This is a genomic window from Pseudomonas sp. P105, from assembly GCF_032614175.1.
Classification (GTDB): Bacteria; Pseudomonadota; Gammaproteobacteria; order Pseudomonadales; family Pseudomonadaceae; genus Aquipseudomonas; species Aquipseudomonas rhizophila.
The window spans coordinates 4833072-4846952 of sequence record NZ_CP126693.1; the positions used below are offsets into that span (position 1 = coordinate 4833072).

Genomic DNA, 13881 nt, shown 5'->3' on the forward strand with positions numbered 1-13881 from the left:
AACAAGCGCTGCAAAGTGTCGGAAACCCCGTCAAACCGACCTTCTCGGCAGTTTTTTCTTACAGCACAGCCAAACGCCGGTACAGACCGATTTGATAGGCAAAAATCGTCAGCATTTCTTTACAAACCGTAACGCAAACTTTCCGTGTGGGAATTTTCTGTAAGCTGACTGCAAATTGACGGTAGCTAGCTACCTAAGCAAAAAACTACACAGCCAACTGTTTTTGAATAACTAATTTCTTCGGTAAAAATGGAATAAAAAGTTCAAACGAAAAAAATAAAATATTTTTTTGCATTCCAAAAAACCCTCGACTAGGTTTTCAGCGACTTGCCAAGGCGTCGTGCCGGCAGGTTTTGCGCAGCCGCTTCCGGTCAGTTCTCCATCGCGGAATCGACTTCGCAATTTTCCGTAAAAGTCATCTAGGAGATTCACTATGCAAGCACTGGACAAAGACTTGGAAACCGAACTGCAACTGGACGAATGGTTTGAAGCACCGACCCACGAAGCCGCAGTTGAAATGATGCAAGCCGACGCCGTTGTTCCGTTCGGCACGGCGATGTGGCCTCTGTAAGCATCGCCCGGCGGAGGCGATCCGGCCGGTCGGCTCCGCCACTTTGCAGATTTCAGGGAAGCCAAACACCACTGTCAGGGAAGAATAAGCATGGACACGCAACGAGCCATCTCACATTTCCTTTACTACCTTGAACATCATCCCGCCCTGGCCGGCATCCAGCCAGCCAAGGTGTTGCTCGGCCATACCGCCGACTACGAAGCACTGACCGGGGCCATTGCCGAACAGGCTGGCAGCGGTTCACCCTTCCGGTTCAGCACCATGCGCCTGGACCTTGAATCCACGGAGCGACTGTCCAAGGCGATTGCCGACAGCGATCTGTACATTTTCTTCTACGACTCTTCCACCCTGCCCAACCCACGCCCCGACGGCCCGGACTTTGTTCGCGCGCTGCAAGGCGTGATGGCGGACAACTGGAAGAAATCGCTGCTGTTCAAGGACTACGGCGACTATTTCTACGACACCTTCAGCGTGATTCCCCAGCGCATCGCCGGGCTCAACAGTCATCTGATCCGGCGCATGTCCCAAGCAACGACGTTGAGTTTTCAGGATGACCACGGTTCGTATTTCGATACGGCCCTCAACAGCGTCAAGAAATGGACCGACATCAACGGTGTTGGCAACTACGACCTGGCACCCGGCGAAATCGCTACCCACAGCGACACCATTAACGGTCAGGTGAAGTTCGTCGGCACTTTCCTGAGCACCATCCCGTTCGCCCGCAAATACGGCGTACTGCAATCGCCGCTGGAGTTGTGGATCGAAGACTCCACCATTCAGAAAATCGCCAGCGATGTGCCGGGCCTGGAACACGACTTCAATAAATACCTGGACGCCAACCCGTCCAACCGGCGTATCGAGGAACTGGGCATCGGCACCAACGAAGGGGTCAAGAGCCTCTATGCCCGCAATGCCGGTTTCGAGGAGCGCCATTGCGGCCTGCACCTGGGGCTGGGTGGCGGGGCCAAGGGCAGCCATCATCTGGATCTGATTTTCGAGAGCGGTGTGTTGGCGTTGGATAACGAGCCGATGTTTGATGGGCGGTTTGTGCTTTAGGTTGGGATTTCTGTAAGGCTGATGCCGCCATCGCGAGCAAGCTCGCTCCCACGGTTGAGCTTCAGCGAATGGAAGATCTGCGACCGACACCGTCCCAGTGTGGGAGCGAGCTTGCTCGCGATGGCGGACTATCTGTACCGCATCACTAAAACCAAGCCAAAAAGAACGCCAACCACAAGGGGTTGGCGTTTTTTCTTGCAGCTAGAACCTCACAACTGCCTCACTCCGGCTTACGACGCCCAAACCCCGGACGCTGCCCCGAACCCGCTGGGGCACCGCGACGTTTGCCCGATGGCGCGTCGCGGTCGACCAGGACGATGCCCGGGCGCTTTTTCGCTGCGGGTTTGGCCGGACGCTTGGTGTCGGCCGGGCGATCCGCCACCGGCGTACCACGACCGGCCGGAGCACCGCGACCTTCGTTGCGCTCGGTACGACCGTTGGCCGGGCGTGGCGTGCGCGGGCCGCGTTCGCCGTCCTGACGTGGCGCAGGCTTGCGGGCCGGGCGTTCGCCTTCGATCTGCGGCTCGCGCGACGGACGCGGACCTGCGGCCGGGCCATCAGCGGCAGGACGCAGCGTACGCACGCGCTCGGTCTTGCCCATCGGACGCGAGGATTTACGCTGCATGCGCTCCAGCTTGTCCTTGCTCTTGGCGGTCATCTGCGGCATCGCTACCGGCTTGAGGCCGACTTCGGCCGCCAGGATGTCGACTTCGTACTGGCTCATTTCGCGCCAGCGGCCCATCGGCAGGTCGGAGTTGAGGAACACCGGACCGAAACGCACGCGCTTGAGGCGGCTGACCACCAGCCCCTGGGATTCCCACAGGCGCCGTACTTCACGGTTGCGGCCTTCCATCACCACGCAGTGGTACCAATGGTTGAAGCCTTCACCACCGGGCGCCTGCTTGATGTCGGTGAAACGCGCCGGGCCGTCTTCCAGCACAACGCCGGCCTTCAGGCGCTCGATCATTTCGTCGTCGACTTCACCACGTACACGCACGGCGTATTCGCGGTCCATCTCGTAGGACGGGTGCATCAAGCGGTTGGCCAGCTCACCGTCGGTGGTGAACATCAGCAAACCGGTGGTGTTGATGTCCAGGCGACCGATGTTGATCCAGCGGCCTTCTTTCGGACGCGGCATTTTGTCGAACACGGTCGGACGGCCTTCCGGGTCGTCACGGGTGCAGATCTCGCCGTCGGGTTTGTTGTACATGATCACGCGGCGCACCGTTTCGGCGGCCTCTTCGCGCTTGATCACCTTGCCATCGATGGTGATGGCGTCATGCATGTCGACACGCAGGCCCAAGGTGGCATCTTTGCCGTTGACCTTGATCCGGCCCTGGGTGATCCAGGTTTCCACGTCGCGGCGCGAGCCGACGCCGATACGGGCGAGGACTTTTTGCAGTTTCTCGCCTGCTGGGCCGATTTCCTGGCTGTCGTTCTGGTCTTGGTCTTTCATTCTGGGCACCTCCCGGTGTGGTCGGGTCAGGCGTGGCCTGACACTTTGAAAACGGGTCTATGACGAAGGGATCGCCAAAGGGTCGCGAATCATACGCTCGTTAAGGCATTTGCGCATCAGAGACTAGCTGATCGACGAACCTTCAGCGTTTTTTCCGCCGACCGGTGGCGCCCAGTTTGATCAGGCGCAAGGCCGCTTCGGCCAACACCGTGCGCTTGTCATCCTTGTCGAGTTTCTTCCAGGCTTTGATCTCGCGCTTGCTGCGGCCACAGCCGATGCAGATGTCGTCGTCGAACTTGCAGAGGCTGATGCAGGGGTCTTTGGTGGAACTCATGGTGCACCGCATGACTTAATGTGGGAGCGAGCCTGCTCGCGATAGCGATTTCACCTTCAAAAATGATGTTGGCTGACAGACCGCCATCGCGAGCAGGCTCGCTCCCACAATGGGGCGGCGCTGCGTCAGCCGTGATCAATCGTCGAACTGGCGTCGTTCGTTTTCAATCGCTTCGGCCAGGGCGCGGGCCTCGGCTTCTTCATCGCTGAGCTCAGGCTCGGGTTCGCGTGGTTCGAGGGCGGCGACGGCGGCCAGCAGTTTTTCCCGGGCCGCGGCTACGCCAAGAATGTCTTCTTCTGGTTCGGGGTCAGGTTCGGCCTGAAGTTCAACTTCGCTGCCCGGTTGCGCGGGCTCATCCGTTTCGCCGTCAAGCTCCGTTGCCTCACGCAGCAGATCGTCGAAATCGGTCTTGAGCCCCTCTTCCATGGTGTCCAGTTCCAGCAACAACGAATGGAAACTGGTTTCTTCCTTGGGTTCCTCCGGCTCGGCGCTGGCGTCGGCCAGTTCCTGCAAGCTTTGGGGCACCGGGGCGTCGTCGAATTCCAGCATCGGCTCGGGTTCCAGCTCCCGCAGTTCGGCCAGCGGCGGCAGGTCGTCGAGGTTCTTGAGGTTGAAGTGATCGAGAAAGGCCTTGGTGGTGGCAAACATCGCCGGTTTACCCGGCACGTCGCGATAGCCAACGACCCGGATCCACTCGCGCTCAAGCAGCGTCTTGACGATGTGGCTGTTGACCGCCACGCCCCGCACATCTTCGATTTCACCTCGGGTGATCGGTTGGCGATAAGCGATCAATGCCATGGTTTCGAGCATGGCACGGGAATAGCGCTGAGGCCGCTCTTCCCACAGACGCCCGACCCAGGGCGAAAATTTCTCGCGGATCTGCAGGCGGTAGCCGGAAGCCACTTCCTTGAGTTCGAACGCCCGCCCCTCGCAGGACTTACCCAGGAGCGCCAGGGCTTTCTTGAACACGGCCGGCTCGGGCCGTTCACCTTCTTCGAAGAGTTCGAACAAGCGCTCCATCGATTGCGGTTTTCCCGAGGCCAACAGGAAAGCTTCAAGCAACGGCGCCAGCTCGCGGGGTTCAGTCAGATTCATTGATTTGCTCGTTATTCGGCTCGTGCCCGCACGTGGATCGCTGCGAACGGCTCATTCTGCACCAGCTCGACCAAGGATTCCTTGACCAATTCCAGGACCGCCATAAACGTCACCACCACGCCCAGCCGCCCTTCTTCGGCGGTGAACAGCTCGACGAAGGGCACAAAGCCGCCGCCCTTGAGCCGCTCCAGCACATCGCTCATGCGCTCGCGGGTGGACAGGGCTTCGCGGCTGACCTGGTGACTTTCAAACATGTCGCCCCGGCGCAGCACCTCGGCCATGGACATCAGCAACTCTTCGAGGCTGACATCCGGGAGCAATTTGCGCGCTCGCGCCTCGGGTGCATCGAGCTTGGGCACCACCACATCGCGCCCGACCCGGCTCAAGCCATCAATGCCTTCGGCCGCCACCTTGAAGCGTTCGTATTCCTGCAGGCGGCGGATCAGTTCGGCGCGCGGATCGTCTTCCTCCTCCTCGATTTCTGCCGAGCGTGGCAGCAGCATTCGCGACTTGATCTCGGCGAGCATGGCCGCCATCACCAGGTATTCGGCCGCCAGTTCCAGGCGCACCGACTGCATCAACTCGACGTAGCCCATGTACTGGCGGGTGATTTCCGCCACGGGGATGTCGAGGATGTTGATGTTCTGTTTACGGATCAGGTACAGCAGCAGGTCCAGCGGGCCTTCGAAGGCTTCAAGGAATACCTCCAGCGCATCCGGCGGAATGTACAGGTCCAGGGGCATTTCCATGACCGCCTGGCCATAGACCATGGCGAACGGCAGCTCTTGCTGAGCGCCGGCCTGGCTGTCGGCGCTCTCAACGGCGGTTTCCACTGCGGACACTCAGGCCTCGACCAGGAACGGGGCTGGATCGCCGCAACCGATACGCACCACTTGCGGCTCGCCATCGGCCAGGTTGATCACCGTGGACGCCTTCATCCCGCCGAAACCGCCGTCGATGATCAGGTCGACCTGATGCTCGAGCAATTGGCGCATCTCGTAAGGGTCATTCATCGGCTCCGTCTCGCCGGGCATGATCAAGGTCACGCTCATCAGCGGTTCACCCAGCTCGGCCAGCAACGCCAGGGCAATGGGGTGGCTGGGCACCCGCAGGCCGATGGTGCGTTTTTTCGGGTGCAGCAACAGCCGCGGGACTTCCCGGGTGGCGTTGAGAATAAAGGTGTAAGGCCCAGGGAGGTGGGCTTTGAGCAGGCGGAAGGTGCCGGTGTCGATCTTGGCGAACAGGCCCAACTGCGACAGGTCGCTGCAAATCAGCGCAAAGTTGTGCTTGTCATCCAGCTGACGCAGGCGTCTTACCCGCTCTACAGCGTTCTTGTCGCCGATCTGACAGCCGATGGCGTAGGAGGAATCGGTGGGATAGACCACCACACCACCGCCCCGAATGATTTCCACCGCCTGTTTGATCAGGCGCGCTTGCGGGTTTTCCGGATGAATCTGGAAAAATTGACTCACGTGTTCTACCTGTTCAGACGGTGGCGGTAACGGGATCATGTTTGAATCTACACCATAGTGGTGGCAGATCTTCCGGCAACGGGCGATATTCGCCTATCTCGGACCAGCCTCCAGGGCCATGAAAATCACTGCCGGCGGTCACCAGCAGGCCGAACTCACGGGCCAGAATCGCCAGGCTGCCGACCTGCTCGGCAGGCTGATGGCCATTGACCACCTCGATGGCGTGGCCCCCTGCTTGAATATAGTCGGCCACCAGGCGGCGGCGCTTGCTGCGGGTGAAATCATAGTGCCACGGATGCGCCAGGCTGACCCAGGCCCCGGCGGATCGCAGGGTTTGGACGGTCTCTTCCAGGGTCGGCCAGTGTTGCTTGACGTCCCCGAGCTTGCCGGCTCCCAGCCATTTGCGAAACGCTTCGGCGCGGTCCTTGACGAAACCTTCGCGCACCATCCAGTCCGCGAAGTGCGGACGGGCCGGGGCGTTGCCACTGTCGCCCAGTTCCTGCTGGATCTGCCGGGCGCCCTCAAGCGCACCAGGCATGCCCTTTAGCGCAAGCTTGCGGCTGATCTCTTCGGCACGCAGCCAGCGGCCGTCGTGCAGTTGCGCAATGGCCTGGACCAGTGACGGCGCATTTACATCAAAACCGTAACCCAGCACGTGAATAGTCGCGCCGCCCCAGGTGCAGGACAATTCGACCCCGTTGACCAGTTGCATGCCCAGCGTCGTCGCCGCGCTACGGGCCTCGTCGAGGCCTTCGAGGGTGTCATGATCGGTCAGGGCCAGGACTCGCACGCCGTGCTCGAACGCCCGCGCCACCAGAACCGCAGGCGCCAGGGCGCCATCGGAGGCCGTGCTATGGCAGTGCAAATCAACATTCACGAGAGTTTGTTACCTCAAATCAGCTGGCCCTATCGCGGCCAAGGATGTTTGTTATTATGCCGCCACATCCTGCTTCTGGCTGCCACTGTGAAACAATTCATCGACTTCATCCCGCTTCTGCTGTTTTTCATCGTCTACAAACTTGACCCACGGACCGTCGACATTGCCGGTCACTCCTTGACTGTAGGCGGTATCTACAGCGCCACCGCGATGCTGATCATCAGTTCGCTGGTGGTCTATGGCGCCCTGTTCGTGGCCCAACGCAAGCTGGAGAAAAGCCAGTGGCTGACCCTGATCGCCTGCCTCGTCTTCGGCAGCCTGACCCTGGCCTTCCACAGCGAAACTTTCCTTAAGTGGAAAGCCCCGGTGGTCAACTGGCTGTTCGCCCTGGCGTTCATCGGCAGTCACTTCGTCGGCGATCGCCTGCTGATCAAGCGCATCATGGGCCACGCCTTGAACCTGCCGGACGTCATCTGGACCCGGCTCAACATCGCCTGGATCGGCTTTTTCCTGTTCTGCGGCGCCGCCAACCTGTTCGTCGCGTTCACCTTCCAGAGCTACTGGGTCGACTTCAAGGTCTTCGGCAGCCTGGGCATGACGCTGCTGTTCCTGATTGGCCAGGGCATCTACCTGTCCCGTCATCTGCACGATGCCGATACCACCACGCCAAAAACCGAGGACTGACATGCTCTACGCAATCATTGCCACCGACGTCGCCAATTCCCTGGAAAAACGCCTGGCCGCCCGCCCTGAACACCTTGAGCGCCTGCAACAGCTCAAGGCCCAAGGCCGAATCGTGCTGGCGGGCCCGCACCCGGCGGTGGACAGCAACGACCCCGGCGCGGCGGGTTTCTCCGGCAGCCTGATCGTCGCCGAGTTCGATTCCCTGGCCGCGGCGCAAGCCTGGGCCGAAGCCGATCCGTTCGTGGCCGCCGGTGTCTACGCCAATGTCGTGGTCAAGCCGTTCAAGCAAGTCCTGCCTTAACATCCCGATGCGTGATGAGCCTTCGCGGCTCATTGCGCTCAATCGCTCATTGTTCTCGTTTACCTGCCGACAACCTGTCTAATCTCGATTGGAATTCAGGAGTTGCAATGCGCAAAGGTCCGCTGTGCCTGTTAGGGGTCATGTTGGTGATCGGGGCTCCCGCCCATGGGGAAGAAAGCACCGACGGCAGTCATTCGACGCCCTTGTCCTTGAGCGCAGGCAGTCAGATCACCGAATTGCAGCAACGCTTGAAAAACAGCGAACGCATGCGCGAGGAACTGACCCAGCAACTGCAAAACGCCAACAGCGAACGCGAGAGCGCGCTGGTGAGTCGATTGCGCCAGGAGAACCAGCGTCTGAAGCTGCAACTCAAGGAAGCCCAGGCCAGCCCCCTGCCACGCCTGCTGACCGATCAGCAGCAGTGGTTCGTCATTGGTGCCGGGGTAGCGCTATTGGCCCTGCTCTGCGGTATCTTTGCCAGCGGTGGACGTAGACAACGTCGGCAATGGCTAAATTGAGTGAGTCATGAGCGAGCTGTTACTGATTGATGATGACCAGGAGCTGTGTGAGCTCCTCGGCAGTTGGCTGGGTCAGGAAGGTTTTCTGGTCCGGGCCTGTCACGATGGCCATAGCGCCCGCAAGGCCTTGGCCGAAACCGCCCCGGCGGCGGTGGTGCTGGATGTGATGCTGCCCGACGGCAGCGGCCTGGAACTGCTCAAGCAGTTGCGCAACGATCATCCGGAGCTGCCGGTGCTGATGCTCTCGGCCCGTGGCGAACCGCTGGATCGCATCCTGGGCCTGGAACTGGGGGCCGACGATTACCTGGCAAAACCCTGCGATCCACGGGAACTGACCGCCCGCCTGCGCGCGGTCTTGCGCCGCAGTCATCCGACGGCGGTGTCCAGCCAGATCGAACTGGGCGACCTGACCTTCAGCCCGGTGCGAGGCGTGGTCAGCATCGATGAGCAGGAGCAGACCCTCACTGTTTCCGAAAGCCGCCTGCTCGAAGCGCTGCTCAAGCAGCCGGGCGAGCCACTGGACAAGCAGGAACTGGCGCAGATCGCCCTGGGACGCAAGCTGACCCTGTACGACCGTAGCCTCGATATGCATGTAAGCAACCTGCGCAAGAAAATCGGCCCGCACGCCGACGGTCGCCCACGCATCGTGGCTCTGCGTAGCCGGGGTTATTACTACAGCCTTTAAGCGCTGCGCCGCTGGGCTGTGGGCGCAAAGCATCGCTCGCGATGCAGGCGCCTTGGTTCCCTTAGAGACCGCGTTATCTTCATGGCGGGCAAGCCTTGCCCCCACAGGGCTTTGCGCTCGGTCCTGCAGATTTGTCAGGCCTGCATCAAAACGTCTTTACCCAAGCTTTACCCACCCCTGACCGCCGCTGACCTTGATCTGCGTAACCTGAACTCATCCGGAACTGACCGGGAACGAGACAAGGAGATACACCATGCGCAAGACCCTCATCGCTCTGATGTTCGCTGCTGCCCTGCCTACCGTCGCGATGGCCATGCCTGAAGGCGCCGGCCCGATGGGACCAATGGGCCCGATGGATGGCCCGCGTCATGGCGGCCAGATGCACGACAAAGGTCCGTACAGCCAATTGGACCTGAGCCGCGAACAACGCCAGCAGATCCGCAAGATCATGGGCGAACAGCGCCACGAGCGCCGCGAACTGGTAGAAAAGTACCTGGCCAAACTGTCGCCAGCCGATCAGAAAGCCATGAAAGATGAAATGGCCGCCCGGCACGAAAAAGTCGACGCCCAGATCCGTGGGTTGTTGAAGCCTGAGCAGCAAAAAGAGTTTGACGCCATTCAGAAGAAGCAGGCCGAGCGTCGGGCCGAGTGGGCCGAGTTCAAGGCCTGGAAAGCGCAACAACCGCAAAAGGCGCAATAATGCGCTGAAGCACCCCAGCCCAACGGCCAATCGCCGTTGGGCTTTCTTTGTTTTTCGAGGATTGATCGTGCGTTCACTGTTTTGGCGCATCCTGGCCAGTTTCTGGCTGGCCATCGCCCTGGTTGCAGGGCTTTCGATTCTGCTGGGCCACATGCTGAACCAGGACGCCTGGATCCTCAGCCGCCATCCGGGCCTCAACACCCTGGCCGAAGAGTGGACACAAACCTTCGAAAGCCAGGGCGAAGACGCCGCCGAGCAGATCCTGCAACAACGCAAGCATCAGTATCACATCAACGTCCAGGTGCTTAACGAGAGCGGTGCCCCAGTGGTACGCGGCACTTTCCCGCGTCGAGCACAGGCCTTCGAAGCGCGACAGAACGACAACGACCGACGCCTGCCCTGGCGGCGCTTGACCGACGAGTTCACCAGCGCCAAAACCGGCGACACTTACCTGTTCATCTACCGCATACCCCACCCCGAACTGGATGCCTGGCATCGCGGCAGCCTGCTCTGGCCTCTGAGTGCGCTGGGGATCGCGTTGGTGGTGCTGACGTTGTTCAGCCTGTTGGTGACCCTGTCCATTACCCGTCCGTTGAGCCGCCTGCGCGGTGCAGTGCATGATTTGGGGCAGACCACCTACCAGCAAAACAGCCTCGCCAAACTGGCCAATCGCCGGGATGAATTTGGTGTGCTGGCCACCGACTTCAACCGCATGGGCGCGCGCCTGCAAAGCCTGATCGCCAGCCAGCGCCAATTACTGCGGGATGTGTCCCACGAATTGCGCTCGCCCTTGGCCCGACTGCGCATTGCCCTGGCGCTGGCGGAACGGGCCAGCCCCGAGGAGCGGGAAAAGCTCTGGCCGCGCCTGACCCGCGAATGTGATCGCCTGGAAGCGCTGATCAGCGAAATCCTGGTGTTGGCCCGGGTCGATGCCGACAACGCCAGCGCTGAAGAGGTGGACCTCAACGATCTGCTGGTTACCCTGCAAAAAGACACACAGCTGGCCTCTCCAGAACAAAGCGTGCAATTGGACGTTGAACCGAACCTGACCCTCAAAGGTTGGCCGACCATGATTGAACGGGCCCTGGATAACCTGCTGCGCAACGCCCAGCGTTTCAATCCGGTCGGTCAACCGATCGAAGTCCGCGCGCTGCGCCAAGGAGAGCGGATCATGGTCAGCGTGCGCGATCACGGACCGGGGGTGGAGGCCGAACACCTGGGCCAGTTGGGCGAACCGTTCTACCGCGCCCCCGGCCAGACCGCCGCCGGCCATGGCCTGGGCCTGGCCATCGCCCGCCGCGCCGCCGAGCGTCATGGCGGCGCGCTGGTGTTGGCCAATCACCCCGAGGGCGGGTTCATCGCGAGTCTGGAACTGCCGTTGGTGCCGGGGGCGGTCGTTCAGCCCTAAGCCTGCGCATGGTGGGAGCAAGGCTTGCCCGCGATGGACGCGACGCGATGTTTCAGAAATCGACGCGCCTCTATCGCAAGCAAGCTTTGCTCCCACAGACCGAACTGCCCCCGCATCAAACCAAACGATAATTCCTCTTATTCAAACCCCTGCGCCCTGTTAGACTTTGCGCCCTCGTTTCACTCCTCTTCCAGGAAGTCCGATGCCGTCGTTGCCTCTTCGCTTATGCGCTCTGTTCATGGCCCTGGGCCTGAGTGCCTGCGATGACGCCCCGCGTTTTACCCAGGCCGAACCCGGCGAAGCCCGGTCCGGTGGCGCTGCGACGGTACGCAAGAGTGATCAGAACGCCTTTTCCCTGCCCTCGGCCAACCTGCCACCTTCGCGGCGCGTGGACTTCGCCGTGGGCAACAGTTTTTTCCGTAGCCCCTGGGTGATCGCGCCCTCGACCACCACCGCACGGGACGGTCTGGGGCCATTGTTCAATACCAACGCCTGCCAGAACTGTCACGTCAAGGACGGTCGCGGCCATCCGCCGGCACCGGACGCGGCCAGCGCGGTGTCGATGCTGGTGCGCCTGTCGATTCCCGATGCCCCGGCCTACGCCAAGGTCATTGAACAACTGGGGGTGGTGCCGGAGCCGACCTATGGCGGGCAATTGCAGGACATGTCCGTGCCCGGCGTTGTCCCCGAAGGCAAGGTGCGGGTCGATTACACGCCAGTCCCGGTGCGCTTCGACGACGGCACCGTCGTAGAACTGCGCAAGCCGCAACTGCAGATCACCCAACTGGGCTATGGCCCGATGCACCCCGACACACGCTTTTCGGCCCGCGTCGCACCGCCGATGATCGGCCTGGGGCTGCTCGAAGCGATTCCCGATGAAGCTATCCTGGCCAACGCCCAAGCCCAGGCGCGGGAGAACAACGGTATCGTCGGCCGGCCGAACCAGGTCTGGGACGATGTCCAGCAAAAGACCGTATTGGGGCGTTTCGGCTGGAAGGCCGGCCAGCCGAACCTCAATCAGCAGAACGTCCACGCCTTTTCCGGTGACATGGGCCTGACGACAAGCCTGCGCCCCTTCGACGATTGCACCCAGGCCCAGGTCGACTGCAAGCGCGCCCCGAACGGCAACGGCGCCGATGGCGAGCCGGAAGTCAGCGACAACATTCTGCGCCTGGTGCTGTTCTACAGCCGCAACCTCGCCGTACCGGCCCGGCGCGAGGTGAACTCGCCCCAGGTGCTGGCCGGCAAGAATCTGTTTTTCCAGGCCGGCTGCCAGTCGTGCCACACCCCGAAGTACACCACGTCCGCCAACGCTGCCGAACCGGAACTGGCGAATCAGGTCATTCGCCCCTACACCGATCTGCTGTTGCACGACATGGGCGAAGGCCTGGCCGACAACCGCAGCGAATTCAAGGCCAGCGGCCGTGACTGGCGGACCCCACCGCTGTGGGGCATCGGTCTGACCGAAGCCGTCGGTGGTCACACCCAGTTCTTGCACGACGGTCGCGCGCGCAACCTGCTCGAAGCCGTGCTATGGCATGGCGGCGAAGCGCAAGCGGCGCAGCGACAAGTTCTAGCGTTCAATGCCGAGCAACGCACTGCGTTGCTGGCGTTCCTGAATTCCCTTTAATCGCATTCTCCGAAAAACGGGAGCCCGACATGTTCCGTCCCAAGCTGTTGTTTACCAGCCTCGCCGCCATCGTCCTCGGCGCATGCTCGCCCCAGGATCCGCAAGCGGTCACCTCAGCGGCCATCGCCAAGCAAGTGATCCTGCCCACCTACAGCCGCTGGGTCGAGGCTGACCGGCAACTGGCAACCAGCGCCCTGGCCTTCTGCCAGGGCAAGGAAAACCTGGAGACCGCCCGCGCCGACTTTCTCAAGGCACAAAAAGCCTGGGCCGAGTTGCAACCACTGCTGATCGGCCCGTTGGCCGAGGGCAATCGCGCCTGGCAGGTGCAGTTCTGGCCGGACAAGAAAAACCTGGTGGGCCGTCAGGTCGAGCAACTGGTCAATAACCAGCCGCAGATCGACGTTGCCGGTCTGGCCAAGTCCAGCGTTGTGGTCCAAGGCCTCTCCGCCTATGAGTACCTGCTGTTCGACGCCAGGATCGACATGGCCGACAGCGCGCAAAAAGCCAAGTACTGCCCGCTGCTGATCGCCATTGGCGAACGTCAGAAGCAATTGGCCGAAGATATCCTGTCGCGCTGGAATACCAACGACGGCATGCTCGCCCAGATGAGCAAGTTTCCGAACGAGCGCTACGCCGATTCCCACGAAGCGATCGCCGATTTGCTGCGGGTCCAGGTCACTGCCCTGGACACCTTGAAGAAGAAACTTGGCACGCCGATGGGCCGCCAGAGCAAGGGCGTACCACAACCGTTCCAGGCCGATGCCTGGCGCAGCCAGTCGTCGCTGCAAGGCCTGCAAGCCAGCCTGAGCGCGGCCAGGACCGTCTGGGTCGGCGTGGATAACAAGGGCCTGCGCAGCCTGTTGCCAAGCGAACAGAAACCCTTGGCCGACAAGATCGACGCGGCCTACGACACCTCGTTGAAACTGTTCGCCGACAGCCAGCGCTCGCTGGTCGAAATGCTCGCTGACGACGCCGGACGCCAGCAACTCAACGAACTGTACGACAGCCTCAACGTTGTCCATCGCCTGCACGAAGGCGAATTGGCCAAGGCGCTGGGCATTCAATTGGGCTTCAATGCCAACGACGGTGACTGA

Annotated in this window: 16 protein-coding genes; 10 read left to right on the forward strand and 6 right to left on the reverse strand. The window is 61.2% G+C overall.

Annotated elements, in window-relative coordinates:
• Positions 1-433 precede the first annotated feature (433 nt).
• Both QOM08_RS21735 and QOM08_RS21740 read left to right on the forward strand, forming a co-directional pair.
• Positions 434-571, forward strand: a complete 138-nt coding sequence (locus QOM08_RS21735) for a hypothetical protein (RefSeq protein WP_003178782.1) — start codon at positions 434-436, stop codon at positions 569-571.
• A 90-nt stretch (positions 572-661) separates the two neighbouring features.
• Entirely contained in the window at positions 662-1627 is a 966-nt protein-coding gene (locus tag QOM08_RS21740; RefSeq protein ID WP_107321996.1) for a leucyl aminopeptidase, read from the forward strand.
• 220 nt (positions 1628-1847) lie between these two features.
• Here QOM08_RS21740 and rluB read toward each other — a convergent pair whose 3' ends face one another.
• From rluB to QOM08_RS21770, 6 genes are all read right to left on the reverse strand, one after another.
• The gene (gene rluB / locus QOM08_RS21745; protein WP_316912115.1) at positions 1848-3083 is read right to left on the reverse strand and encodes a 23S rRNA pseudouridine(2605) synthase RluB; all 1236 of its coding nucleotides are present in this window, start codon (positions 3081-3083) and stop codon (positions 1848-1850) included.
• 142 nt (positions 3084-3225) lie between these two features.
• Positions 3226-3417: a DUF1289 domain-containing protein gene (locus tag QOM08_RS21750; protein ID WP_047226978.1), complete on the reverse strand. Its 192-nt coding sequence runs from the start codon at positions 3415-3417 to the stop codon at positions 3226-3228.
• 135 nt (positions 3418-3552) lie between these two features.
• Complete coding sequence (gene scpB / locus QOM08_RS21755) at positions 3553-4512, reverse strand: SMC-Scp complex subunit ScpB (protein WP_316912116.1); 960 nt, start codon at positions 4510-4512, stop codon at positions 3553-3555.
• An 11-nt stretch (positions 4513-4523) separates the two neighbouring features.
• Positions 4524-5222 carry a segregation and condensation protein A gene (locus QOM08_RS21760; RefSeq protein ID WP_160893268.1) on the reverse strand — a complete coding sequence of 233 codons (699 nt, stop codon included), beginning with the start codon at positions 5220-5222 and terminating at the stop codon, positions 4524-4526.
• A gap of 132 nt (positions 5223-5354) precedes the next feature.
• Positions 5355-5984 (reverse strand): L-threonylcarbamoyladenylate synthase, encoded by a 630-nt coding sequence (locus tag QOM08_RS21765; RefSeq protein ID WP_047226981.1) that lies wholly within the window; start codon positions 5982-5984, stop codon positions 5355-5357.
• 13 nt (positions 5985-5997) lie between these two features.
• Positions 5998-6861 carry a PHP domain-containing protein gene (locus QOM08_RS21770; RefSeq protein ID WP_139049332.1) on the reverse strand — a complete coding sequence of 288 codons (864 nt, stop codon included), beginning with the start codon at positions 6859-6861 and terminating at the stop codon, positions 5998-6000.
• A gap of 87 nt (positions 6862-6948) precedes the next feature.
• On the opposite strand from QOM08_RS21770, the gene QOM08_RS21775 reads away from it, so the two are divergent.
• The 8 genes from QOM08_RS21775 (at position 6949) to QOM08_RS21810 (ending at position 13881) form a co-directional block, all read left to right on the forward strand.
• Positions 6949-7545 (forward strand): septation protein A, encoded by a 597-nt coding sequence (locus QOM08_RS21775; RefSeq protein WP_047227122.1) that lies wholly within the window; start codon positions 6949-6951, stop codon positions 7543-7545.
• A 1-nt stretch (position 7546) separates the two neighbouring features.
• Positions 7547-7846: a YciI family protein gene (locus QOM08_RS21780; RefSeq protein ID WP_107321994.1), complete on the forward strand. Its 300-nt coding sequence runs from the start codon at positions 7547-7549 to the stop codon at positions 7844-7846.
• A gap of 107 nt (positions 7847-7953) precedes the next feature.
• Positions 7954-8364, forward strand: a complete 411-nt coding sequence (locus QOM08_RS21785) for a translation initiation factor 2 (protein WP_047226984.1) — start codon at positions 7954-7956, stop codon at positions 8362-8364.
• 7 nt (positions 8365-8371) lie between these two features.
• Positions 8372-9049 carry a response regulator transcription factor gene (locus QOM08_RS21790; protein ID WP_047226985.1) on the forward strand — a complete coding sequence of 226 codons (678 nt, stop codon included), beginning with the start codon at positions 8372-8374 and terminating at the stop codon, positions 9047-9049.
• A gap of 253 nt (positions 9050-9302) precedes the next feature.
• Positions 9303-9749, forward strand: a complete 447-nt coding sequence (locus tag QOM08_RS21795) for a Spy/CpxP family protein refolding chaperone (RefSeq protein ID WP_047226986.1) — start codon at positions 9303-9305, stop codon at positions 9747-9749.
• Positions 9750-9816: 67 nt separating this feature from the next.
• Positions 9817-11157, forward strand: coding sequence for a sensor histidine kinase (locus QOM08_RS21800; protein ID WP_139049330.1), 1341 nt, complete (start codon positions 9817-9819; stop codon positions 11155-11157).
• 202 nt (positions 11158-11359) lie between these two features.
• Positions 11360-12787 carry a di-heme oxidoredictase family protein gene (locus QOM08_RS21805; RefSeq protein WP_410479095.1) on the forward strand — a complete coding sequence of 476 codons (1428 nt, stop codon included), beginning with the start codon at positions 11360-11362 and terminating at the stop codon, positions 12785-12787.
• A 29-nt stretch (positions 12788-12816) separates the two neighbouring features.
• On the forward strand, positions 12817-13881 hold the full coding sequence (locus QOM08_RS21810) for an imelysin family protein (RefSeq protein WP_047226990.1): 1065 nt from the start codon (positions 12817-12819) through the stop codon (positions 13879-13881).